Annotated in this window: 18 protein-coding genes and 2 CRISPR repeat arrays; of the genes, 7 read left to right on the top strand and 11 right to left on the bottom strand. The window is 64.3% G+C overall.

The window, feature by feature from the left end:
- The first annotated feature begins 118 nt into the window (after window positions 1-118).
- Both CMN27_RS15845 and CMN27_RS15840 read left to right on the top strand, forming a co-directional pair.
- The gene (locus CMN27_RS15845) at window positions 119-790 is read left to right on the top strand and encodes an NYN domain-containing protein (protein ID WP_293627982.1); all 672 of its coding nucleotides are present in this window, start codon (window positions 119-121) and stop codon (window positions 788-790) included.
- Window positions 791-933: 143 nt separating this feature from the next.
- Entirely contained in the window at window positions 934-2,079 is a 1,146-nt protein-coding gene (locus CMN27_RS15840; RefSeq protein ID WP_293627980.1) for a glycosyltransferase, read from the top strand.
- A 130-nt stretch (window positions 2,080-2,209) separates the two neighbouring features.
- On the opposite strand, the gene CMN27_RS15835 is transcribed toward CMN27_RS15840, so the two are convergent.
- Entirely contained in the window at window positions 2,210-3,085 is an 876-nt protein-coding gene (locus tag CMN27_RS15835; protein WP_293627978.1) for a galactosyltransferase-related protein, read from the bottom strand.
- On the bottom strand, window positions 3,082-5,169 hold the full coding sequence (locus tag CMN27_RS15830) for an HAD-IIB family hydrolase (protein ID WP_293627976.1): 2,088 nt from the start codon (window positions 5,167-5,169) through the stop codon (window positions 3,082-3,084). Before CMN27_RS15830 ends, CMN27_RS15835 begins: the two co-directional genes overlap by 4 nt.
- Before the next feature lie 45 nt (window positions 5,170-5,214).
- Here CMN27_RS15830 and CMN27_RS15825 point away from each other — a divergent pair, with 45 nt between their 5' ends.
- From CMN27_RS15825 to CMN27_RS15805, 5 genes are all read left to right on the top strand, one after another.
- The gene (locus CMN27_RS15825) at window positions 5,215-6,279 is read left to right on the top strand and encodes a glycosyltransferase family 4 protein (RefSeq protein WP_293627974.1); all 1,065 of its coding nucleotides are present in this window, start codon (window positions 5,215-5,217) and stop codon (window positions 6,277-6,279) included.
- A 99-nt stretch (window positions 6,280-6,378) separates the two neighbouring features.
- The gene (locus CMN27_RS15820; RefSeq protein ID WP_293627973.1) at window positions 6,379-7,491 is read left to right on the top strand and encodes a glycosyltransferase family 2 protein; all 1,113 of its coding nucleotides are present in this window, start codon (window positions 6,379-6,381) and stop codon (window positions 7,489-7,491) included.
- Window positions 7,488-8,519, top strand: coding sequence for an acyl-CoA dehydrogenase (locus CMN27_RS15815; protein ID WP_293627972.1), 1,032 nt, complete (start codon window positions 7,488-7,490; stop codon window positions 8,517-8,519). The genes CMN27_RS15820 and CMN27_RS15815 overlap by 4 nt, the downstream gene beginning before the upstream one ends.
- Entirely contained in the window at window positions 8,516-9,184 is a 669-nt protein-coding gene (locus CMN27_RS15810; RefSeq protein WP_293627970.1) for a PIG-L family deacetylase, read from the top strand. The genes CMN27_RS15815 and CMN27_RS15810 overlap by 4 nt, the downstream gene beginning before the upstream one ends.
- Window positions 9,181-9,771, top strand: coding sequence for a class I SAM-dependent methyltransferase (locus tag CMN27_RS15805; RefSeq protein WP_293627968.1), 591 nt, complete (start codon window positions 9,181-9,183; stop codon window positions 9,769-9,771). Before CMN27_RS15810 ends, CMN27_RS15805 begins: the two co-directional genes overlap by 4 nt.
- A gap of 206 nt (window positions 9,772-9,977) precedes the next feature.
- Here CMN27_RS15805 and CMN27_RS15800 read toward each other — a convergent pair whose 3' ends face one another.
- From CMN27_RS15800 to cas3, 9 genes are all read right to left on the bottom strand, one after another.
- On the bottom strand, window positions 9,978-10,151 hold the full coding sequence (locus tag CMN27_RS15800) for a hypothetical protein (protein WP_293627966.1): 174 nt from the start codon (window positions 10,149-10,151) through the stop codon (window positions 9,978-9,980).
- 56 nt (window positions 10,152-10,207) lie between these two features.
- Window positions 10,208-12,251: direct repeats of the CRISPR family, unit length 29 nt; unit sequence CGGTTCATCCCCGCGGGTGCGGGGAACAC.
- Between the two features lie 110 nt (window positions 12,252-12,361).
- Window positions 12,362-12,655: a type I-E CRISPR-associated endoribonuclease Cas2e gene (gene cas2e / locus CMN27_RS15795; RefSeq protein ID WP_293627964.1), complete on the bottom strand. Its 294-nt coding sequence runs from the start codon at window positions 12,653-12,655 to the stop codon at window positions 12,362-12,364.
- A gap of 1 nt (window position 12,656) precedes the next feature.
- On the bottom strand, window positions 12,657-13,577 hold the full coding sequence (gene cas1e, locus CMN27_RS15790; protein ID WP_293627963.1) for a type I-E CRISPR-associated endonuclease Cas1e: 921 nt from the start codon (window positions 13,575-13,577) through the stop codon (window positions 12,657-12,659).
- A gap of 6 nt (window positions 13,578-13,583) precedes the next feature.
- Window positions 13,584-14,186 (bottom strand): type I-E CRISPR-associated protein Cas6/Cse3/CasE, encoded by a 603-nt coding sequence (gene cas6e, locus CMN27_RS15785; RefSeq protein ID WP_293627962.1) that lies wholly within the window; start codon window positions 14,184-14,186, stop codon window positions 13,584-13,586.
- On the bottom strand, window positions 14,161-14,835 hold the full coding sequence (cas5e, locus tag CMN27_RS15780; RefSeq protein ID WP_293627961.1) for a type I-E CRISPR-associated protein Cas5/CasD: 675 nt from the start codon (window positions 14,833-14,835) through the stop codon (window positions 14,161-14,163). The genes cas6e and cas5e overlap by 26 nt, the downstream gene beginning before the upstream one ends.
- A 2-nt stretch (window positions 14,836-14,837) precedes the next feature.
- On the bottom strand, window positions 14,838-15,983 hold the full coding sequence (cas7e, locus tag CMN27_RS15775) for a type I-E CRISPR-associated protein Cas7/Cse4/CasC (RefSeq protein ID WP_293627960.1): 1,146 nt from the start codon (window positions 15,981-15,983) through the stop codon (window positions 14,838-14,840).
- A gap of 2 nt (window positions 15,984-15,985) precedes the next feature.
- Window positions 15,986-17,059: a type I-E CRISPR-associated protein Cse2/CasB gene (gene casB / locus CMN27_RS15770; protein ID WP_293627959.1), complete on the bottom strand. Its 1,074-nt coding sequence runs from the start codon at window positions 17,057-17,059 to the stop codon at window positions 15,986-15,988.
- Entirely contained in the window at window positions 17,056-18,690 is a 1,635-nt protein-coding gene (gene casA, locus CMN27_RS15765; protein WP_293627957.1) for a type I-E CRISPR-associated protein Cse1/CasA, read from the bottom strand. The genes casB and casA overlap by 4 nt, the downstream gene beginning before the upstream one ends.
- Before the next feature lie 183 nt (window positions 18,691-18,873).
- Window positions 18,874-21,567, bottom strand: coding sequence for a CRISPR-associated helicase Cas3' (cas3, locus tag CMN27_RS15760; protein WP_293627955.1), 2,694 nt, complete (start codon window positions 21,565-21,567; stop codon window positions 18,874-18,876).
- Between the two features lie 296 nt (window positions 21,568-21,863).
- A CRISPR array of direct repeats spans window positions 21,864-22,626; the repeat unit is 29 nt; unit sequence CGGTTCATCCCCGCGCAGGCGGGGAACGG.
- Window positions 22,627-22,798 lie beyond the last annotated feature (172 nt).

Below are 22,798 nucleotides of genomic sequence, written 5' to 3'. Positions count from 1 at the left end.
TGTTGAATACTCATTCCTAACCTACCCCTTGGCGTGGTCGCGATGACCTACGCCTTGGGGCGAAAAAGCCGCCTTCGGGCGGTTTTTTCATTTGTAGATCTATCAATCCGCTGATCCCGTGCTTAGACCATTACGCACCATCGCTTATATCGATGGTTATAACCTCTACTACTCGGCGCTCACCGGTAGTCGATTTAAATGGTTGGATCTACGTCGTCTCATCGAACAAATCATCATGGAGTCGGCGCCGAATCCGGCATTCGAACTTGTCACCGTGAAGTTTTTCACGGCGCCGGTCCTGGGACGATACGCATCGGATCCCGCTTCGCCGGATCGGCAACGCCGCTACCACAACGCGCTGAAGTTTGCGCCCTCGGGGCCGACAGAAGTCATCAACGGCTATCATGCCTCGACGATCAAAAAGGCGCGTTTACTGGAAACGGGCGAACTCAAGCGGGTCGAGGTGCTTGAGGAAAAACAAACCGACGTCAACATTAGCCTGCACATGTACCGCGACGCGGCGTACAACCGCATCAATCAAATCGTCCTCGTGAGTAACGATTCTGATCTCGCGCCGGCACTGGACATCGTCAAACACGATTTTCCCGACATCGTCCGGGGTGTGGTTTTGCCTTCGCTCAATCGTTCCAGTCGACGTAGCGGGCAATTGGATGCGCTAGCCCACTGGACTCGAAGGCAGCTCAAGGCAGACGACCTATCACAAAGTCAGTTACCAAGGGCCGTGCTCAACCGCAAAGGAAAGCCGATCCTCAAACCTGACGCATGGTAATCACGCGATCTCCCAAAGGTTCGGTCTGCAAAACAAAATTTAATGGGTCTACCGGAAACTACGGTTTCCGCGAACGGCGGCGACCCCGATCATGACGCGATGGTTCCCCTGCCCGGCGACGTCGGGCTTCGATGCGTTCGCCCATGGCCAAACCGATCAGTTTTTTCGTTCATCACCAGGGCCGCGGACATGCCCAACGCACGATGGCGATCGTGCGTGAGCTGCCGGCCTCGCAACCGGTCAGCGTTCTCACGGCTGACCCGTCCTTGTTCGACGGCTTCGAGCGCGATATCGAAATCGTCGCCCTGCCGAACATGATCGGCGCGCCCGTTCCCACGCCCGAACTCTACGACCAGCCCACGCCGTCGGTCATGCACTGCGTACCGCTGGGCCTGCCCGCGATGCGCCAGACCATGCGCCGTATTCTCGACCATCTGGACGACCGCGATACCGGGCTGTTCGTGATCGACGTATCGGCCGAACTGGCCCTGCTCGCACGCATCGCCAGCGTACCGGCGATCAAGATCCGCATGCACGGCAATCGCGGCGATGCCGGCCACCTGGCCGCCTACGATGCCTGTGCCGGCATGCTCGCGCCCTTCGACGAGCGCCTGGAACAGGCGGACTACCCCGACTGGGCCCGCGCGAAGACCTTCTACAGCGGCGGCCTGTGTACCAGCAGCGAACATCGCGACGATAAAGTCTCGGCACGCCGAGCGCTGGGCCTGCCGCTGGATCGCGAGATCGTGGTCGCCCTCACCGGCGGCGGCGGCGCGGGTACGCCCTATGCGCCCTTGACCGTGGCCGCACGGGCCGCCCCTGACACCCTGTTCGTCACCGTCGGCCCGCTGCACCGCGAAGGCCACGAAACCGACTTCGCCAACCTGGTCAATCACGGCTGGGTATCGCATACCAGCGACTACATCGCCGCCGCCGATATCGTGCTCGCCTCCGCGGGCGACAACACCGTGCACGAGGTCATGCGGGCCGGGCGTCCGTTTATCTGCGCACCGGAGTGGCGGTATTTCGATGAGCAGCAGCGCAAGGCCGAGTCGCTGGCCGCCGTGGGTGCGGCGATTCACCTGCCCAACTGGCCGGGCGATCTCGACGGCTGGCGCGCGCTACTCGAGCGGGCCCGAACGCTCGATATCGAACACCAGCGCGGCCTGTATTCGCCCGAAGCGGCGGCCCGGGCGGCCGAGTGGCTGCAATCGCGCGTGGAAACGCTATGGCGGGACGACGCGACGGGCGCGCCCCAGCCGGTGGCGGTGGCCGCCAACGCCAACTAGGGCCTGTTAGCCCCAGTCGTCGCGCAGCGTAGCGTGGCTTGGCCCTGGACCAGCTAACTCCGGCGCCACCCGCCTTGTCTGGCACGCTTTTGTGCAGCGAGGGCGCTACTGGCTTCCGTGTTAAAGGCCACTAGCCGTAGCGCACCTCGCCGTCCAGGCGGGCGGCGCGGATTTCTTCGGGGCTCGGCTGGCGCCGCACGACGATATCGTCGGCCGCGGGCGACCAGTCGATAAGCCCCGCGTCGCGAAACATGCCCAGCCAGTAGTCCATGCACCAGCGCCCCCAGCGTGCATGGAAACGACGGGCGTTGGTGACAATCGCCTCGAAATGCGGATACGGCGGCCGGTAGAGGGGATGGTGCTGGTGCCAGGCACGGGCACCGGCCAGCCAGTAGAAGTCGACGCCCGCGGCCGCCAGACGCCAGGCGTAGTCGGTTTCTTCGCCGCCATAGCCTTCATAGGCCTCGTCGAAACCACCGGCACGGGCGTGATCGGCCCGGCGCAGCGCGAACGACAGCCCCCAGAGCTGGCCCGGGTCGCCTTCAGACACCGGCGCGTCGGTTTTCAGCCGCGGCCGTGCCGGATGAATCTCGCCCAGCCGGTCCATGCGTTCGAAATCCGGCGTACCGTCAGCGTCGACGCGTACGGCATCGGCCGGTAGATAGCGCACCTCGCCCATGAACAGCCCCGCACGTTCGGCCAGCGCGTCGAGATAGCGCTGCACCAGCTCGGGCGCCGGTATGCAGTCCACGTCCAGAAAGATCAGCCCTTCGTGGGCCGCGCGCTCGGCGGCGAGATTGCGAGCCCGTGCCAGCGGCAGATCGGAACCCTCCACCCGGATATGACGCACCGCGAAACCCGTGGCCGGTAGGTCCGGCTCGATTTCGGGCTGCATCCAGGCGATGACCAGCTCATCCGGCGGGCGCGACTGGGCGTTGAGCCCGTGCATGAGGTTGACCAGATGCGCGCGCCGGTCGCGTACCAGGGTGAGTACGCTCGTGTTCACGAGGCGTGGCACTGGGCCTGGAAGTGGGCTACGCCCTCGATCACGCCGCGGGCATGGCTGGCGCCGGCCAGATAGGCATGCCCCAGCCCCGCGGCCTGGGCAAGGCCGTCGCGATAGTTGGCGACCACGATGGCGCAGGGCAGTGTCTGCAGCATTTCCAGATCGTTGGCCGAATCACCGGCCACATAGACACGCTCGTGGTGGGTGTCGGTGGCCTGGGCCAGATAGTCGACCGCCGCGCCTTTCGAGGCACGTATCGGCAGCACGTCAACGCAGCGATCGTTGCTGTGAATCACCCGAGCCTGCAGGCCGTTCTCGGCCAACAGTGCGCGCAGGCGCGGGGCGATGTCCTGCCCCGGCTCGCACAGATAGCTGATCTTGTGCTCGCGCTGCTCCAGCGGCGACTGGGCGACGAGTTCGTCCACGCCGTCCAGCACTCGGGCAACCGCGGCTCGGTTCCAGCCCTGCCCGATTCGCGCGGCCCAGCGGGTATCGCGGACGTAGGTCACGCCGTCGGCCGCCAGCCGATACACCTCGGCGCCCACGCAGGCGATAAGAAAATCCGGCCAGGCAATGCCGGCCTGCTCGAGAATCAGCAGCGCGCTATGGAAACTGCGGCCGGTGGCCACGCCGAAGCGCAGCCGCGGCTGCCCGGCATACCAGGCGTTGAAGTGCGTCACGCCCTGCGAGCAGCCCACCAGCGTACCGTCGATATCGCATACCAGCATGGCGTCCGCCGGCGCGGATACGCGCGCCCTGCGTTGGCGGCGGGTATCGCACAGACGATGCACAAGCCGGTGGTAGTAATCCACATGGCGCGCCCAGTCGAACACGCTGGTGGCCTTGCGCCCGCCGGCCTGGCAGGCTAACCAGCGTTCATGATCGTCGAGCAATTCGACGGCGGCTGAGGCGATGGCGTCGGTCGAGCAGGGATTGACCAGCACACCGTTGTGGCACTGTTCGATGATGTCGTTCGGCCCGCCGGAATCGGTGGCGACGACCGGCAGCCCCGCGGCCGCGGCTTCCAGCAGGGTCAGGCCGAAGGGCTCGTTGAAGGCCACGTTGGCGAACAGCCCGCCGCGCTCGCGTGCCCAGGCATAGACCGCCGGCACGTCGGCGCCGTGATGCTGCTTCGGGTAGGCAATACGGCCATACAGATCGTAGTGATCGATCAGCGCCAGCATTTCGCGCAGGTTGTCGGCGATCTCGGGTTCGAGCGCATCCAGGGATTGCCGCCCGCCGGCGAGAATCACCAGATTGGCGCGTGCCTGCAACGCCGGCGACTCGCCGTAGGCCCGGATAAGGTTCGCCAGGTTCTTACGCGTGACCGGGCGTGCGATCGCCAGCAGCGCGGGTTTGTCCGGCTCGTTGAGAAAGCGCGACATCAACGCATGCACGCGCTCGTTGGGCTGGGACCGCGCAAAGGCCTGCAGGTCGCTGGCCGGGCGGATCACGCGGATACGCCCCGGATCGTAGTCCGGATACTGGGCGTACTGGTGTTCGGCCTCGTCGCGCGAACTCGCGATCACCAGGCTGGCATCGCGCAGCGCCTGGTTTTCCACCGCGATACGGCGATCGAGCGTCGCGTTTGCCGGCGTGCCTGCCGCCCCGGAATTCGCGGCGTAATCCCGTTTGGGCTGGCCCAGGGAGTGGGCGGTGAACACGAACGGTATACCCAGCCGCTGCTTGACCTCGGCGGCGACGTGGGCGGCGTCTGCGTAGTGGGCATGCAGCATATCCGGCGCCTGCGCCAGGCTGTCGATATAGTCGATCAACCCGTTGCTGAACGCCGGCAACTGATCCCAGAGTTCTTCCTTGCTGCGGTAGGCCGGGTCCGGCGTGGCCAGCCGGATGATGCGCACCTTGGGGTTCACGTATTCGCAGCCGCTGCGATAGTCGCCCTCGGTGAAATCCGCATCGAAGGCGCGCGTGATGATATCGATCCGCTCGATATCCGGGTCGCGTGCCGAGGCCTGGGCCAGTTCCAGCAGGTAACGAATATGCCCGCCGGTATCGGCGGTGAGCCCGTATTCCACGTCGTGGGCTCGAAGACACCCTTGCAGGGCGATGTGCATGATAAACATGGGCGCGCTTTATCCTGTGTCGCCGTGAACCATCATCCCCGTGCCATGACCCTGAACCGGCCGCTGCGCATCGCGCAGATCTCACCGCTTATTCTGCCCCTGCCCGCACGCGAGGCCGGCGGTACCGAGCGTATCGTGGTCGACCTGAGCTACGCGCTGAACGCGCTCGGCCACCAGGTCACCGTGTTCGCAAGCGCCGACAGCGATCTCGACCTGCCGTGCGTGAGCGCGCTCGAAAGCCTGGCCTTCTTCGAGGCCCGCGACGGCCACGTGCCGCCCGGTCTGCCCGGCGTGCTCGAAGCCGCGCTCATGGAGCGTCTGCGCGCACGCCTGGCCGATTTCGATATCGTCCACTGCCACGGCGAATTCTTTCATGCCGCGCTGCTGGGCGAGCGACGCAGGCACAGCCTGACCACCATCCACTGGCGTACCGACGAACTCGACCGCCAGCTTTTCTTCTCCGCCTTTCCGGACCTGCCCGTGGCCGCCATCTCGGCCAGTCAGGCCGCTACCATACCGGCCGCCAACTGCCGCGGCGTTGTCGCCCACGGGCTGGACCCGGCACGTGTTGTGCCAACGCAGCCCTCGACGGTCGACGACACGCTGCTGTTCATCGGTCGCATGACCGATCAGAAGCGTCCCGATCGCGCCATCGAGATTGCCAGACGCTGCGAACACCCACTCAAACTAGCCGGAAGTCGCGACCCCGGAAATCCGTACTATTTCGAACACCACGTCAAACCCGCGCTGGGCGGCACGATCGAACACGTCGGCGCGGTGGACGACGCACGCAAACGCGAGCTGCTAAGCGCCGCCCGCGCGCTCGTCTTTCCCATCGACTGGCCGGAGCCCTTCGGCCTGGTCATGATCGAGGCCATGGCCTGCGGCACGCCGGTGATCGCCTGGAACAACGGCGCGGCGCCGGAAGTGGTGGAGCACGGCGTGACCGGCTTCATCGTCGACAACATCGACGACGCCGTGGCAGCCGTCGCCCGCCTGCCCGAACTCGACCGTGCCACCATCCGCGCCCGTTTTCTCGAACGCTTTACCGCCGAACGCATGGCCCGGGATTACGTCGCGCTCTACGAACGCCTGCTGGCCGATGCCTGAACACACGGTTTGTATGCCGCGCCCGCATTACTACGCATTACTGCAGCCTGCCCGAGGCACTACCATCCAGTCCTATGCCCAGCCAAGCGTGCACGCCTTATGCATGAGCGTATCCCGCGCGGGTTCGCCACCGCTGCGCCCATGCGGTCGACCGAGGCCATGAACGGCGCTGCCACGCGCACGCGTATTGCCATTTGTGTGCCCGTGCGCGACGAATTCGATTCGCTGCCCGCCCTGCTCGATGCGTTCTCCAAGCAGACGGCCGCCCGCGATTGCTTCGTCGTCTGTCTGTTGTTCGACGGCTGTCTCGACGGCGGCCAGACCTATGCCGATGCGCGCGCGCCGCTGCTCGACTACACCCTGGTCAGCGAACGCATCGAACGTCAGACCGTGGCCAACGCGGGGCGAGCCCGCCGGGCGGCCATGGCACTGGGCACCCGTACGCTGGCTGAAACACGGCGCGGCGGCGATATCGAGCTGCTGCTGTGCACCGACGCCGATTCCGTGCCCGCCACGGACTGGGTCGAAACCAGCATTCATGCGCTAAAGCATGCCGACGTGGTGGCCGGCTATATCGAACGACCCGACGCACCGCCCAGCGATATGCATCGCCGCGTGGAACGCTACTGGGAACGGCTGCGCTGCCTGCAGCGTACGGTCGACCCGCTCGGCCACGATCCGGCGCCTTCGCACCCGTCGCAGGGCGGCGCGAACCTGGGGTTTCGGGCCGATGTCTATGCCGCGCTCGGCGGCTTCGACGACGTGGCCACGCACGAAGACGTGCGTCTGGTTACCGCCGCCCGGGCGGCCGGCTATCGCGTACGCCACGATCGCAGCGTCCGCGTGGCCACCTCCTCGCGCGTGCACGGGCGCGCCGTCGACGGCCTGGCCGATACCCTGCGCGCCCGCCAATCCACGCGCGCCATGCCGGCCGTACAGAACCCGGACGCCGCACTTGCACGTTACCGGCTGTGCGCCCAGGCACGCGCCGCCTTTGATGGACTCGCTGACGCCGCAACGGCCCGAACGCTTGCCGAACGCAGCGGCCGTTCCGTGGCCGAACTGCGCGCCATCGCCGGCGAATGCGCCAGCGCCGAAAGCTTCGTCATGCAACTCGTGCGCGAACCCGAAAACACCGAAGAACTGGCGCTCGACAGCGCCGAGCAGCGACTCGCCCAACTGGAAACCGCCCACGGATGTCCGACCGCATGACCGAAACGCCCGATCTGGCCAGCCTCGACCGTAACGCCAGCGATAGCGCCTACATGACCGCGGGCATCGCCCGCCTACAAACAGGCCTGGCATTCGACGACCCGGCCGACGCATCGAGCTATCGCGTGCTGCTGCGCCGGCTCTATGCCGCCGGGCGCTTCGACCTGCCGCTGGGGCGCCTGTTCGAAGGCCATATCGATGCCCTGCAGATCATCAACCGCTATGGCGATTCGGCCGCGGCGGCCGCCCTGCACGCAGCCGCACACCACGGCGCCTGCTTTGGCGTATGGAACGCGCCGCTGGCCGGCGAAGCACTCACGCTCGCCCACGACCGGCTCGACGGCGGCAAGGCCTTCGCCTCCGGCGCGGGCCTGCTCAGCCATGCGCTGGTCAGCGCCGAGGTGCCGGACAGCGACGCCAAGCAGCTGCTCGTCGTCGACCTCGCACGCACCCCGCCCATCCTCGATACCGACTGGTGGCAGGTGCTGGGTATGCAGCGCTCGCATACCCATCTCGTGCGCTGGAACGATGCGCCACTAAGCGACCACGACATACGCATCGGCCAACCCGGCGACTACGAACGCGAACCCTGGCTCAGCGCCGGCGCCCTGCGGTTCGTCGCCGTTCACGCGGGCGGTATCGCCGGACTGTTCGACGGCGTACGCCGGCATCTGGTGACCCGCGGCCGCGACGACGACCCGCACCAGGCGGCCCGGCTGGGGCGCCTGTACGGCCTGGCCGACGGCGCGGCCGCGATGGTCGATCGCACCGCCGCTCGCCTGTATGAAAGCGACGCTGATCACCATCCGGCGCTCGTGGCCAACGCCCGCAGCGCCGTGCTCGACGCCGGCGAACAGGCACTCACCCTGGCCCAGCAGTGCGTCGGCCTGTCCGCGTTTTTCGAAACCGACCCGCTGTGTCGGCATATGGCGGATCTAATGGTCTATCTGCGCCAGCCCGCACCGGATGCCCAGCGGGTTAAAACCGGGGCAGCCGCGGCGGCCGGGCATATCGAGCTGTCGCTGTGAACGCGCCCGATCTCGATCGCATCGTGCGTGCCCACGTCATCGCCCCGCATCCGGACGACGAAGCCATCGGCGCCTTCGGGCTGATCGCTGCCCTGCGCGCACGCGGCACGGTGGTCGACGTGACGCTGGTCACCGACGGCGGCGCCTCGCATCGCGAAAGTGCGGCCTGGCCACGGGCGCGCCTGCGTGACACCCGCTATCGCGAAACACGGCGCGTGCTGCGCCGCGCCGGCATCCGCCGCCAGGACCTGCGCTTTCTCGGCTACCCCGACGGCGACCTGGGCTTTGCCGGGCCGGCAATGATCGCGCCGCTCGCCCGCGATCTCGCCCGTCGGCCACGCCCGGATCTGATCGTCACCCCCTCGGTCAACGACAATCACGCCGATCACCGCGCCGTCGCTGCCGCCGTCAAACGCGCCTGGCCGGCCTCCATCCCGCGGCTGTCCTATCTGGTCTGGCCGCGTCTCGAACCGCACCGGCCCCGACCGCGCGGGCGCAACCAACGTTTGCCGCTGCGCGGGCGCGCGGCGATGAAACAGGCCGCGCTCACACTCTATCGCAGCCAGTTCGGCCAACTCGTCGACGACGCAGACGGCTTTACAATCGGCCGCGATCTGCGCGTGCGCTTCGGCCACCCCGTGGAACGCTTTGGGAGCCAGCCATGAAATCCGCCACCCGCCGTGCGATCGACCTTGCCGGCTTCGAAGCCAAATTCCGCGCCGGCCCCGACCCATGGCACACCTTCACCGACCGCGATGAAGCCATCAAGCGCCAGCGCATCCTGCGCGCGCTCGGCGACGGCCCCATCGCCCGTATTCTCGAACTGGCCAGCGGCAACGGCTCCAACAGCCAGGCCCTGGCCCGGCGCGCCCTCAAGCTCCAGGCCTGCGACGGCAGCCCCAGCGCCACCCAGCTCACCCGCGACGCCCTCGCCGACGCACCCCATGCCCAGGCCTGGCAGATCGCCCTGCCCGCCCGCCTGCCGGGCACGCAGTACGAAGCCGTAGTCATCGCCGAACTGCTCTACTACCTAGACGCCCGCGCCATGCAACGCCTGGCCCGCGACGTCGCCACCGCCCTTGCCCCCGGCGCCCGCCTGGTACTCGCCCACCACCAGGTGGAATTCCCCGACAACAGCCAACGCACCGCCGGCATCCACACGCGCTTCATCAAAGCCCTCGGCCGACCGGTTATCAGGGTCCGCCAGTTCCGAAGCCAGCGCTGGCGGGTGGATGGGTATCGCGTGGACTAACGTGCCGTAAGCGATGAGCCGGTCATCTCGAGGCATGCATAAAACACCTTCGGCTCAGGGTCGTCGCAGCAGTTGAAGTGACTGAGCTATGGCGCTCAAGAAACGCCAGCAACGAACGCTGCAGCGGCAGCTGGCTGAATGACCGGCCAGTACGTTTTACACATACACGCGCGCCCAGTCGGGAATTCCATGCGTCGTCCAACGCCTTAAACTGACTCGTGGCCCGCCTCACCGTCGTGGGCGGCAATCGCACAGCGCAGGCGGAGCATATTCTCGATAGCTGTCAAACGTGTCTCGATACGGTCCAGGCGTATGTTCGTATCATCGACCGTCGCGCGTATCGAACGCAGGTATTCGAGGATCAGATTGTTAGCGCTCATGGCTACAGCCTCTGCGATGCACAAGTCGTAAATTAATATAGCGCGTGTCCGGTCGCCAGTTCGTCCCCGCGGGTGCGGGGAACACGTCGTTGTCCGCGCGCTCGACCAGGCCGAGGATCGGTTCATCCCCGCGGGTGCGGGGAACACGCTCCATGCTTCGGCGCGCTGCCTCTCTGGCGCGGTTCATCCCCGCGGGTGCGGGGAACACGCATTCAAGGGCGCTACCTGGGTGGCGCAGTCCGGTTCATCCCCGCGGGTGCGGGGAACACCGTAGCGCCCAGCTCGCGCATTTGCGTTTGTGCGGTTCATCCCCGCGGGTGCGGGGAACACAGATTGATGCCGCTCCCGATGGCCATGTTTGACGGTTCATCCCCGCGGGTGCGGGGAACACCTCTTCGGCCTTTGCCTGCACCGTCGATACGTCGGTTCATCCCCGCGGGTGCGGGGAACACGACTCGCGCAGCCCATCGCTGCGTTTCTTCTTCGGTTCATCCCCGCGGGTGCGGGGAACACGACCCGACCGTCGAAACGGCCGATTTGTCGGACGGTTCATCCCCGCGGGTGCGGGGAACACGCTTCCGCAAACGTGATGCCCGTACGTCGGCCCGGTTCATCCCCGCGGGTGCGGGGAACACGCCGACGCGTTTGCCTGCGACTGGTTCGTGACCGGTTCATCCCCGCGGGTGCGGGGAACACTCTTCGCCGGCCAGATCGGTGGCGCTGCCCAGCGGTTCATCCCCGCGGGTGCGGGGAACACGCCGTCGACTTTTCCTGTGTCGTGGTCAGCTGCGGTTCATCCCCGCGGGTGCGGGGAACACGCGTGGAACTTCGCGTTCTGCTGCGACTTCCGGCGGTTCATCCCCGCGGGTGCGGGGAACACGCGTCCGCGCCGCTTAACAGGAGCCCCGCATGCGGTTCATCCCCGCGGGTGCGGGGAACACTTAGATGAGCTCGACCGTGGTGTGCGTGCGGCCGGTTCATCCCCGCGGGTGCGGGGAACACTTGGGCACGATTTCGGTGCGCTTGAGATCGACCGGTTCATCCCCGCGGGTGCGGGGAACACGTTATGCAGGCGTCCGCATACAGGAAAAGTTACGGTTCATCCCCGCGGGTGCGGGGAACACTTCGGCAGGCCGTTGAACACCATGTTCTCGGACGGTTCATCCCCGCGGGTGCGGGGAACACGTCGTCTGCGACGGCTTCGGGTTCGGCGCCGGCGGTTCATCCCCGCGGGTGCGGGGAACACTAGCCGCGCACGGTTTCGGCGGTGATTTGGGCCGGTTCATCCCCGCGGGTGCGGGGAACACGGAATATGGAGCGGGGGAAGTATTTTCGTATCCGGTTCATCCCCGCGGGTGCGGGGAACACGTTGTTGGTCGCCTCGATCTGCGCGATGAGCTCGGTTCATCCCCGCGGGTGCGGGGAACACTGTTGCGCGGTGCGCTGCACAAGCAAGCCGGCCGGTTCATCCCCGCGGGTGCGGGGAACACGCGCAATTAGCGTCAATCGGGTTCGCGCCATCCGGTTCATCCCCGCGGGTGCGGGGAACACCCTTCGCGTTCACACCGCAGACGGCTCTCGACCGGTTCATCCCCGCGGGTGCGGGGAACACGGCCAGGTTTCGAAACCGCCGCGATGCCTCGCCGGTTCATCCCCGCGGGTGCGGGGAACACGCCAATCGCGCGCAAATACGCTCGGCAAGTGCCGGTTCATCCCCGCGGGTGCGGGGAACACGATGATCGCGCGATCGACTTCGACCCAGTCATCGGTTCATCCCCGCGGGTGCGGGGAACACCTTTGCCTGATCGCTCTGAATCGCCTTCCACGCGGTTCATCCCCGCGGGTGCGGGGAACACACTGGCCTTCGTCCATCGAGCCGAATGACAGGCGGTTCATCCCCGCGGGTGCGGGGAACACCGTTCCAGCAACTCGCGCTTCGCGTCGCTGTCCGGTTCATCCCCGCGGGTGCGGGGAACACGCCAGAATGCGGCTGATCTGTGTGTCCATGGCCGGTTCATCCCCGCGGGTGCGGGGAACACTGGCAGCGAGAACGCGATTCTCGCCAAGCGGCCGGTTCATCCCCGCGGGTGCGGGGAACACTCTAATTATAAACGACTGATTGCAAAGGACAATTCAGACGCGTCAAAAACCACCAGCCGATTTGCTGGATTTTTAACCAATTTGAGTTGTTAAAGATCGAGCGTTTTCAGCTACTTATCTTCGGGCGGCAGGAAGCGCACCAGACGTAGTCCGTCGTGGTCGATCGGTATGCGTCGGTTGACGCCGACGGTCTGGAATTCGAAACCCGATTCGTGGCGGCTGGCCCAGGCCATGGCGACATTGCCGTCTTCAACCAGCACTTCGATCTGTTCCCAGATCATTTCGCGCACGCGCTTACTGACATCGCCGACATAAACGCCCGCCCGGATTTCGAGCAGCCATACGGCGAGCCGGCCACGCAGGCGCGGCGGCACGGCCTCGGTGACGACCACGAGCATGGCCATATCAGCTGCTGCGGTGACCGGCGTCGCCCAGCGATTCGGCCGTGGGAATGGCGGGTGGTACCTGATCGGGCGAAGGCGGCGGTGGCTCGATCTCGCCGGCGGCAAGAATTTCTTCGATCATCGGGATGATTCGATTGAGCAGTTTCGTCTTGGTAAACGCATCCCGACAGGCAATGCGTACTTCGCGATCGGGCTTGGCCACGCCCTTGGCTGCGACGCGAAACGCGGCCGGCACCACGGTTTCGAATTTCACGATATCGGCGATGTCGTACACGAAGCTCTGCGGTTTACCGGTATGCAGAAAACCGATGGCAGGCGCATAGCCGGCCGCCAGAATGGCGGCTTCGGTAATACCGTACAGGCAGGCCGTTGCTGCCGATAACGCCTTGTTAATGGGGTCGGAGGCGTCCCAGTCGTTCGGGTCGTAGCGACGACCGTGCCATTTCAGTCCGTATTGCTTCGCGAGCTGCTGATAAAGCTTGCGAACCCGCGCGCCTTCGATACCACGCAATTGATCCACGCTGCGACGCGACGGCGGCGCTTCGCCAAAGCGCATTTCGAACATCTTGCGTACGACTTTCAAACGAAGGTCGTCTTCCAGCGCGAGCCGCGCCTGGTAGAGCAACTTGTCGGAGCGCGCCCCGCCCGGCTGACCCGCGCTGTACAGGCGCACACCGGCTTCGCCCACCCAGATGAGCAACGTGCCCACCGTCGAGGCAAGCTTGATCGCGGCATGCGAAACCCGCGTGCCCGGTTCGAGCAACAGGCAGGCGGTGGTACCCACCGGAATATGCATACGCTCGCCGTTGACCTCGTCAACCACCACGAACGCGCCGTCGCGTACATCGATCTGGCCGCGGCCGACAAACACCATCGACCGGCGATCCTTGAGTGGGATGGGTTTGAGGGGAATGAAGGCCATCGAATATCAGCGCGGCGCGAGACTTAACAATCCCAGCCCGAATGCTTTACCGGGACCAATGCCCTGTTCGACCGCAGCCTGCAGGGCAGGCGCATCCGTGGCCTTTAGAACGCCTTCGAAACAGGCTTGTTGCAGACAGATCGTGTCGTTTTTCAGATGTACGACATCGCTCGCCGTCACCAACACGTTCTGTATCTCGAAGCCGCATTTAGTACCCTTGCGTTCGAGCCATGCCTGTTGCTGGGGTTCGGTTTGCAACCCGTAGCGCTTGCCTTGTTGCGTAATCGTCGGGTTCGCGAACAGCCGGAAACGGTAATACCGCTCGATCTGAATGAGCCGAGCCGGGTCGATTTCTTTGGTTTCCGGCGCTTTTTTGAGATAGCCCTTTTCCTTGAAACCCCGCCAATCCGGTTCGACGATCGATTGAACCATCAGGACAGGCGCCCGCCATACCGCTTCGGGCTCGACGCGCCAGAGAAAACGCGGCGGCGCCTCGTCGCCTTCGGTTACGAACGCACGCACCAGAGAGCGGTGCATGTCATAGGCGTCGGCAAGATCGCGCCGAACCGCGCTTTGGCGCAGGTCAAGCGTCAGTCGTGTCAGAAACATTGCCGACCTCCAGTTTCAGATCGAATGTCTTGACGAAACGCGGACCAAACCGGCGCTCGGAAAATGGCGCAATCGGTTGATCGACCCGAACGGTGCCTTCCTCGGCATCTTCGATCACGACGCGTCGCTGCGGGGTGTTCTCAATACCGTCTTGTTCGGTCAGCAGCGCCGCCGACCCGAGTACGTCCAACAGGCCCCCATCGCGCAACCCCTCCGGCATGAAGACCGGGCAAGACGGAGCGAAACTCTTACGCCCGAGGCACAAAGGCCAGTGGGGCGTGCGCAGGGCATTGTGGACTTGCGACAGCAATTCGCGGTCGCCTTCCAGTGCAACGAGGAAAACCGCGTCCGACAGGTAATAGCGCTGGCTGACCACCGTACGATTCGCATCGGCCTTGCCGGATGAGGCAACCACGCCGGTCGCGGTGTGATAGTCACGCATCGGAATACCTTCGCGATCGACCCGCACGGCCATCCGCAATGCTGCGAGATCGGCGACCGGCTCGGCTCGATCGCGTCCGAGTGCGGCACAGACGAGGCCCAGCACGCCCGATTTGGAGGGCTCGAGCTGTGTATCGCGCTCGTCGAACCGGCTGGTCGTCCCCCAGGATTGCATGGGCCCGGCCAGGCGCATCAGCAGTGTGGCCACGACTATGCCTCCAGTGCTGTATCTGCGATATCCCGTACGCGCTGAGCAAGCTGAACGAGGTTCGGCACCGCTTCACTTTGATCGTTGTCTTGCCACTGGCCGGTCAGATCCAGATAGAGCCACTGGTCCTGGCCGTCGCTGTACACGGCCGATAGCTTCTGGTCGGTCTTCTGCAATCGTTGAACCGATTGTTCCGTGAGCGACTCACGCAGATCCGCGGTCACAGGCTTTTCAAACGCATTGGCCAGACTCATCGGCGCAACATGGCGCAGGCTCACCCCGATGAAATCTGGCGCGTTGTGCGCCGCGAAGGTGTTCTGTTTGCCCGTGGGCACAGCACGCACGAAGGCCGTGGCGAATGCCTCGATCGCCGACAAGGCCAGCTCACGATCCCCCTGCAGGTTGTCGAGCAGCTTGTTGATGTCGAGTACCGCGTAGCGATAGAAAGTCGCGGAGTTGAATTCGATCTGGCCGATCATGTCCGCGCCCGGCTCATCCTCCGGCCCCAGGTCGTCGTCGACCGCCGTGTAGTAGTCGAATTCGCGTTCCACGCGGTGCGTACTGATCGCATGGGCGACCTGGCAGGCTGCGTCCTGGTTGACTGCGGGCAGATCAGCGAGCATGCGGCCAAACAGCGCGATGTCCACTGCCTTGCCGCCATCGAGAAGCGCCTTGGCTTTCTTGGTAACTTCCGGCGGCGCAGCCGCCTTGCGCTGTTTCTTGTTGGCGGCCGAATCGACATCCGCCAGTTCGTCCCAATGCTCGTCCACCAATTCCGCGAAGCCTGTAATTTCCTTCTCGCCGAGAAAGAGCAGGTATTCGGTCTTTTCGCTGTCCTTCTTGGACAGGCTAAGCCCGGCTGCCGCCAGCGCGCTTTCGATCTTGCCTGCGGCTTCTTCGGGATCGCGATCGATGAGTCGCTCGATCAGCAACCGCTTGAGGCGTTTTGTACGAATGCCGCGGTGCGACGGGTCGATAAGGTCGTATTCGGCCGCCGCCAATCGCGTGGCCCGCTTGAAGCACTGGCTGCTTACCCGCGCACGACGATGGCCGCCAAAGATCGCGTCCTTGGGCGCGCCGGTATCGTCGCGATTGAGATTCGACGGTGCGAAGTTCTGGATGATGTGGAATTCGAGGAATGCACGCATGTTCAGGCCCCCTGCTCTTGTGGTGTTTCGGGTTGGGTATCGTGTTCGTTTGTACGCGGGATCCAGTAGAAATCCCGTGCCCAGCGCTGGCGCCGCCGATCCAGGCGCGCGATGTTCGGGGCGCGCGCCAACCAGACCGCCAGATCTTTGATGAGCCGGGTCGGGTCGTAACCGATGCCGGTATCGCGCAGCAGGACCATCGCCTGGCGTAGATGGTCGGCCATGGTGTCCGGCGAGGCGCCGAGTACCGCAATGAAACGGCGCTCGATGCTTTCGCCGTCGTCATTCTGTTGCGCGACGAGCTTATTGAGCGCTGTGGCCAGGCTTCGGTTCGGCTCGTACACCGGATGGATCGCGAACAGACCGGCTGCCAGATAACGCGCGCGCCGTCTCGGATCGCTGCTTTCCCAAGCCGGATCCACGAAGGGTTCTACCAACGGGAACACCGCGGGATCCTCGCCCGGCGGCAACGTCAGGCTTCGACGCAGACGCGCCAGCCCACTGGATTTGTCTTTCGTAAGCGTTACCAGATGTTTTGTGAACGCCTGCGGATCGCTATCCTCAGCCTGACGCGCGAACGCCACCCCATAGAAGTCGCGCCCCCAGCGTTGTCGCATCTCACGCCACCGATGTTCGTCTTTGCAAGGGTCGAGCCACAGCGCGATATCGGATATCAACTGGGCGTAATCGAAGCCATAGCCGTCTGCTACGAGTAGCGTTGTGGCCTGGCGTAGACGCGCAACCACCTGCTGTTCATCGGCTTCAAGCAACGCGATGAAACGCTGTTCGACGCTTGGATTGTCTCGTGTACGCCAAAGCGCGCCGAACGCTTCGGCGAACGAGGCACGCGCGCGTTCCGGATGGCTGGCGAACAGGCCAGCCACGAGATACAGCGCGCGCCGATGCGGATCGTCGGCTTGTCGATCGCCACCCACGAAACCCTCCACGAGCGTTATTGCTTTTGGATCTTCACCAAGTTCTCGCGTCAGGCTGTGGCGCAGATGGGCGATCGCGCCGCGGTCGTTCTGATGGAGCGTTTCGAGATAGTCGACGAATGTCTGCGCATGCGATGTCATGACTTGTCTCCGGGAGCCGCCCCTTCATTGATGGGCGCATGTTTGACGAGCAGTCCGACCAAACGCGGATAATGGCGGGCCTCTGAACGCAATCCACGGGGCGTACTCCCCAGCCCGACCACGACATCGTCCCAGGCGCGATGGGCCGCTCGATTCAGCGCCTTGTTCCAGTGTTGGGTCGCCGCCATGAAATCGCCGGCCCCAAGTCGTTGCATAAGCTCGGGCAAAGCACGTTCGGCCGCAGAAAAATAGGTCGCCGTGAGCGGCCCGGCCGCCAGCAGGCTTTGGGCCCGCGCCTTGGTTTCCTTGTTATCCGGATCGGGCATGCTGTGTACGAGCATCGCGCGGGCAAGTGCTCGCAACGCGTAGTACAGCGCTTCGGCGTCCGCTAACTTCTTCTGGAGCGTTTCGGAGCGATCCGGATCGATCAGAAGGTTCGCAGGCAGCACGATCTGTTCCATGCGCCATCGCAGCAACTTGGCTTGATCGCTCGCTAAGCCGGCCACCATCAACGGCTGGTGACGATGCGCGCCGGGCCCGAGTGTTCGGTGCAGACTGGCCGCATAGGCCATGACCGCCGCCGGGCGTCTATTTTCATTTTCTGTCGCAGGCCCGGGCACGAGCGCGGGCAGATCGCGCCAGGTCGCGCGGCCCTCGGTAAAGCTGATGCGCACCGGGCCGTTCTGGCCAGCACGATAGCTGGCCATCGGATCAGGCTGGGTATCACTATCGCCGAGTGCCAAACCCGCGCCAAAGCGTAGCCAGCGAATATTGCCGTTGTCTTCTCGCTGAAACAGCACGGCACGGCTTTGGCGCGTGTAGCGGTCGTTGGGCCCGGTGGCCAGAACCGGCGCACCGCTAAGTTGGCTTTCGGTCAACGGCTCGCGCTCCCAGCTCGGTTTATCCGGTTCGGCATCGGATCGTCGTTGATCGGGATGCAGAGCCAGGGCGATCGTCTCCGCAAGATTCTGGCCGAGTGGGATGACGGCGGCGGTATTGGCCAGCGCGCCGGCTTTATCCGCGCTGCGAAACACCTTGACCAGACCGCCTGGGGTGAATTGCAGAAATCCGAGCAGCGTATTCAGCGCCTGCGCCGGTGTGAGTTCCGCCGGCTCGCTGTCGAAGGCGTGATCGAACACCACCGGCGTGTTTCCGGTCGCGCTCGCCAGCGAGATCTGGGCCACACTTTTGTGTTTATCGCGGGTCGGCTTGGCCGTATCCAGCAAGGCCACCTGCATGAACGGATGCGTGTCATGAAATAGCCAGAAGCGGTCCTGCCAGTGCTCCAGATACGTGCGTATCGCCTCGATGGGCAGGCCATCGCGATACCAGCCGGCTCGCTCGGATTCGCGCCACCGCCCCCGCGCCATCGTGATCGCGCGATGGGTGATGGCCAGCAGCAACCGGTATTGCGCAACGAGCGTCGGCGGCGCGGTGTCAGCCAGTGCCACGATGTCCCGGCTGCGTTTAAACGTCTCGATCAATCCCATCGAGGTGACCGTGCCGTCTATCAGGCAGACCGACAGCCAGGGCTCTCGAAGCAGATCGTACGCCGGAACGGAAAGCTGGGCTCCTATCCGGTTTCTCTCATTCGTGTCTGTCATGTAACCCCCGTACCAATACGCGCCCAAGCCACGACTTTTACGTCTTTCAGAAATAGTAGTCCTTTAGGCTTTAGGTTCGTCACCTAGACGTTTGGCTTATAGTCGAGCTCTCTGCGCCAGCAGAGATGAACCGAGTAGCCCTTTGGAATAGGCACTCAATACTCGACTTCCCCACGCAAGCGGGGCCGCGAGGGGAAGAGCTTCTTCCCCTCACTTCTCACCTGCTTCGTAAACAAGCCCCAGCGCCGGGTCCAGATAGAGCGACTGACCGCCCAGCTCACAACGCCCGGCGACCAGCGGCATTGGATAGAGATGGCGCAGAAGCGGATGCTCATCGAATGCCAGTGGCCGCTCCGCCTGTTGGCAATGGAGCACGACCGCCTTGCGCGACACGCGCAACTGGCGCGCGTAGAGTTGGCGTGCAATATCGTCGGACGGCACTTTCTGTGGATCGATGACGGTTCCATCGACAGTCCAGGCGCCGTCGATGACATCGATGGGTACGAGATTCACCGAGTCCGGACCGAGCCGGGTCACATTACGCATGCCCTGCTCGTCATCACCGCCGAACGGCTTGTTCTGGTAGGCCCGAGCCGGCTCATCCTCCGGGTCCAATGAAATATCGATCGCCTGCTGGTGCTTGCCCTTCTCGGTACCCAGATGGGCACCATAGGATTCGATTTCGATGAAATCGCGGATCTTCGCGTCTATCGAAGCCGACAATTCCGAAAAACTGTAGACATGCTGAACCAGCGCATCGATATCGCCCGGCAGGTTGAGCAGTTCGCGCTCGCGAAGACAGGCCCAGGTATGTCCGAGCACGAGCGGGTCGTAGACGTATTCCCAGGCGGTCTCCTTGAGCGACGGCAAGCGATCGTGATGCAACCCCGCGACCCACAGGCGCGCTTGCTCATGCGAGGCCGGGCGCTGTCGGTCGTGGCGGTGCATGCGCCCCGCTCGCTGCAGAAGCAGATCGATAGGCGCGAGATCGCTCAGCATGAAATCGAAGTCCAGATCGAGCGATTGCTCGGCCACCTGGGTCGCAATCAGCAAGCCTTTGGCGGGCCGCCCCTCGGCGTTGGCACCGCTCGATTCGCCGAAGATTGCGAGCACGCGCTTTTCGATGTCGGCGCGCTGATCTGCCGGAAATCGCGCATGAAACAGCACTGTTTCGATACCGTTTGCCTGCGTGTGCGGCTCGAGCAACCGAAACAGTTGTTGCGCGCGATCAACCGTATTGACGATCACGGCCCCGCAACCACCCTCCTCAAGCAAGGCGATCGCCTGTTCCTTGATCGCCTCCAAGGACTCGTCGAGCCCATGTACCGTAATCGGCGCCTGCGGCCGGTAGCCAACCGTCATGCCGCGGACCGAGCGCGCATCGATTTGTGTCAACCGCGGGTAGTCGCTTTGGGGCAGCTCCTGCGGATCGGCACCCCAGGCCCGAACCAGCCGATCCCGTTTGGCTTGCGGCAGCGTTGCACTCATGAGCACGACCGAACTGCCCATGGCTTTCAACCAACGTACGAGCGCCTCAATCAACACGCTGGTGTAGGTGTCGTACGCATGCACCTCATCCAGCACGACCACTCGGTTTGCCAAGCCCCACAACCGTACGAAATGGTGTTTGGCATTGAGTACACCGAGCAGTGCCTGATCTACCGTGCCCACCCCGTACGGCGACAGCAATGGCCGACGCCGCTGGGAAAACCAGACCGACGCCGACACGCTTTCCTCTTTATCGTGCGCGATACCGCGCAGATGACGCAGCTGGTCCGCCATTGCTGCACCGCCATGCACGAGTTTCACGGTCGTCGTTTCGTCGAAGGCGCGCAGAAACGCTCGAGTACGGTCGAAAAGCGCGTTGCCGGTCGCCTGGGTCGGCAAAGCGACATACAGTCCGCGATGCGCGTTCATGGCCTGCAGGCGAAGATAGGCCAGATAGGCCAACTCGGTCTTGCCCTCGCCCATCGGCGCTTCGACCAAGAGCAACGTCGGCCCTTGCGCGTCTTGCAGTAACGCCTCGCCGGCCTGCTGCAACGGGCGCGGCGTCGTGGGTTTGCCGCGGATGCGGCCAAGGAGAGCGTCCACCTGTAAAGGCTCGGACAGAAGTCGTCGAAACCGCGGCCAACCGGCATCCGACAACGCGGCGCTCGCCAGCTCGCGCGCCGACTGGTAGTACGCCTGCAAATCGTCATGTCGCTCGCCGAGAGCGAACCACGCCACGTTGGAGGCGATCCAATCCGCGGTACTGGTCAAGCCGGCCAGCCAGTTCACCGCGACCAGATCCAGATCTTCGTGGCTTGGACCGCCTTGCGGATCGAGCGTGCGCCAATACACATCGAGTATTTCGCGGCGTGCGCGCGCCCACTCGGCAGACTCACCGATCGGCCGACCATGGCGGGTTTCGTCCGCGCGGAAGTGACGGCCGTGATGCGCGGCGATCGCCTGCACGACGGCCAGCACCCAACTCCACGGGGCGCGAGTCAGCTCGCCGAGCGGCTCTGCAAGGAGTGCCGCGGTGGCCAACGAATGGTTGCCCCGCTCCTCGGCCTGATCTGGAAAATCAAGACCGGCGGCCTCGGCACGCGCATGACCCGTTGGCCACTTGATGACGAAACCCGGAATGGCTTTACCGAAATCGTGCAACCCAGCAATCGCGGCAATCCACCGCGTACAGCTTTCCCCCGGCAATCCGAGCGCGCGGCTGGCCCAATCCAGGCTTGTGCGTGGCTCATGTTGAAGCAGTGTTTCCACCACCGCCGACACGTCCAGCATATGCGCCAGCAAATTGTGGCCGGCGCTTTCTTCATCCGCTGCGCTTTTCGACCAGATCGACCGCGCCTGCGGACTTAACGCAGAAAATGTGGCTATGGATTGGTGTGGGCCTTCTCGTTCTGACATGCCCTTGCTCTCTTTCTAGCCCGCATCGTCAGCATGCAACACGCGGTGGGTCAATTCGTGACCCTGCGAGAACAAACGCTAGAAAAAAAGTACAAAGAACGACGGACCCGAGCGCGGCTTCGCCACTTGATATGCAGCCACAACAAAGACCGACGTTCCGGAAAACGCAGGGCGACTAATCCCATGATCGAAACTGCGAATTACCCAGTCACGAGTGCGCGAGCCTCGGTTGGCAGACGGTTCATGCGCGCGGGCGGAGACCGGGCTTCTGCCAGCCTTCCGGGTCATCCGAAAAGTGGTTCATCCCCGGGTGTGCGGGGAAAGGTCGGCGCGTTCCTTACGCGGATAGACGTTTTCCGGTTCATCCCCGCGCATGCGGGGAACGGGGTTTAGCTCGTCGATGCGCCCGCTCTCGTTCGGGTTCATCCCCGCGCATGCGGGGAACGGCCGACAGCCCCCGGGCAGCCGTGGCTGCAATGCGGTTCATCCCCGCGCATGCGGGGAACGGGTACGAAGAAAAGTACCAGCAGCGCCTCGAATCCGGTTCATCCCCGCGCATGCGGGGAACGGGCGCGACACGCTGCGATACGGCCGTGATCTGGCGGTTCATCCCCGCGCATGCGGGGAACGGGTCGATATGCAAGCCGGTGAGTTCGGCAAGGACGGTTCATCCCCGCGCAGGCGGGGAACGGGCTGCGATGAAGGCGGCGGTATTGATTACCACCGGTTCATCCCCGCGCAGGCGGGGAACGGCAGCGCGTGGCCGGCAAGGTCGCCGGTAAGCGCGGTTCATCCCCGCGCAGGCGGGGAACGGGGCGATTTCTGGGCCTATATCCAGGACATTGTCGGTTCATCCCCGCGCAGGCGGGGAACGGCCATGCGTAGAGGGTCAGGAGTTCGAGGTGCGGCGGTTCATCCCCGCGCAGGCGGGGAACGGGGGTTCGGCACCGTCACATACGTGGGGATGAGCGGTTCATCCCCGCGCAGGCGGGGAACGGCTCGCTAGCAGGAGTGGCTAGCCTAAGAGGTTCGGTTCATCCCCGCGCAGGCGGGGAACGGTCTAATCATAACTGCTTATTTTTAAAGAACGAATCAAGGGCTGAAAGATCCACCAAGCTGAACGATCTGTTCAGCTTGGAAAATGGGAGCCGCCATGCGCCGGACAATGGCGCTATTCGAAGCGTGAAACGGCTTATTCATCCGGCATCAAATCAGCTGACACGGTCAACTG

It is taken from the genome of Salinisphaera sp. (assembly GCF_002729955.1).
In the GTDB taxonomy this organism is placed as follows: Bacteria; Pseudomonadota; Gammaproteobacteria; order Nevskiales; family Salinisphaeraceae; genus Salinisphaera.
This window is presented reverse-complemented; position numbering and strand designations above follow the sequence as displayed.

What these genes read in the sequence shown, in the direction of transcription:
- CMN27_RS15840 (WP_293627980.1), top strand. Translation starts at nt 934, where the DNA reads ATGGCCAAACCGATCAGTTTTTTCGTTCATCACCAGGGCCGCGGACAT.
- CMN27_RS15830 (WP_293627976.1), bottom strand. Translation starts at nt 5,169, where the DNA reads ATGTTTATCATGCACATCGCCCTGCAAGGGTGTCTTCGAGCCCACGAC.
- CMN27_RS15825 (WP_293627974.1), top strand. Translation starts at nt 5,215, where the DNA reads ATGACCCTGAACCGGCCGCTGCGCATCGCGCAGATCTCACCGCTTATT.
- CMN27_RS15820 (WP_293627973.1), top strand. Translation starts at nt 6,379, where the DNA reads ATGCATGAGCGTATCCCGCGCGGGTTCGCCACCGCTGCGCCCATGCGG.
- CMN27_RS15815 (WP_293627972.1), top strand. Translation starts at nt 7,488, where the DNA reads ATGACCGAAACGCCCGATCTGGCCAGCCTCGACCGTAACGCCAGCGAT.
- CMN27_RS15805 (WP_293627968.1), top strand. Translation starts at nt 9,181, where the DNA reads ATGAAATCCGCCACCCGCCGTGCGATCGACCTTGCCGGCTTCGAAGCC.
- CMN27_RS15800 (WP_293627966.1), bottom strand. Translation starts at nt 10,151, where the DNA reads ATGAGCGCTAACAATCTGATCCTCGAATACCTGCGTTCGATACGCGCG.
- cas2e (WP_293627964.1), bottom strand. Translation starts at nt 12,655, where the DNA reads ATGGCCATGCTCGTGGTCGTCACCGAGGCCGTGCCGCCGCGCCTGCGT.
- cas1e (WP_293627963.1), bottom strand. Translation starts at nt 13,577, where the DNA reads ATGGCCTTCATTCCCCTCAAACCCATCCCACTCAAGGATCGCCGGTCG.
- cas6e (WP_293627962.1), bottom strand. Translation starts at nt 14,186, where the DNA reads ATGTTTCTGACACGACTGACGCTTGACCTGCGCCAAAGCGCGGTTCGG.
- cas7e (WP_293627960.1), bottom strand. Translation starts at nt 15,983, where the DNA reads ATGCGTGCATTCCTCGAATTCCACATCATCCAGAACTTCGCACCGTCG.
- casB (WP_293627959.1), bottom strand. Translation starts at nt 17,059, where the DNA reads ATGACATCGCATGCGCAGACATTCGTCGACTATCTCGAAACGCTCCAT.
- cas3 (WP_293627955.1), bottom strand. Translation starts at nt 21,567, where the DNA reads ATGTCAGAACGAGAAGGCCCACACCAATCCATAGCCACATTTTCTGCG.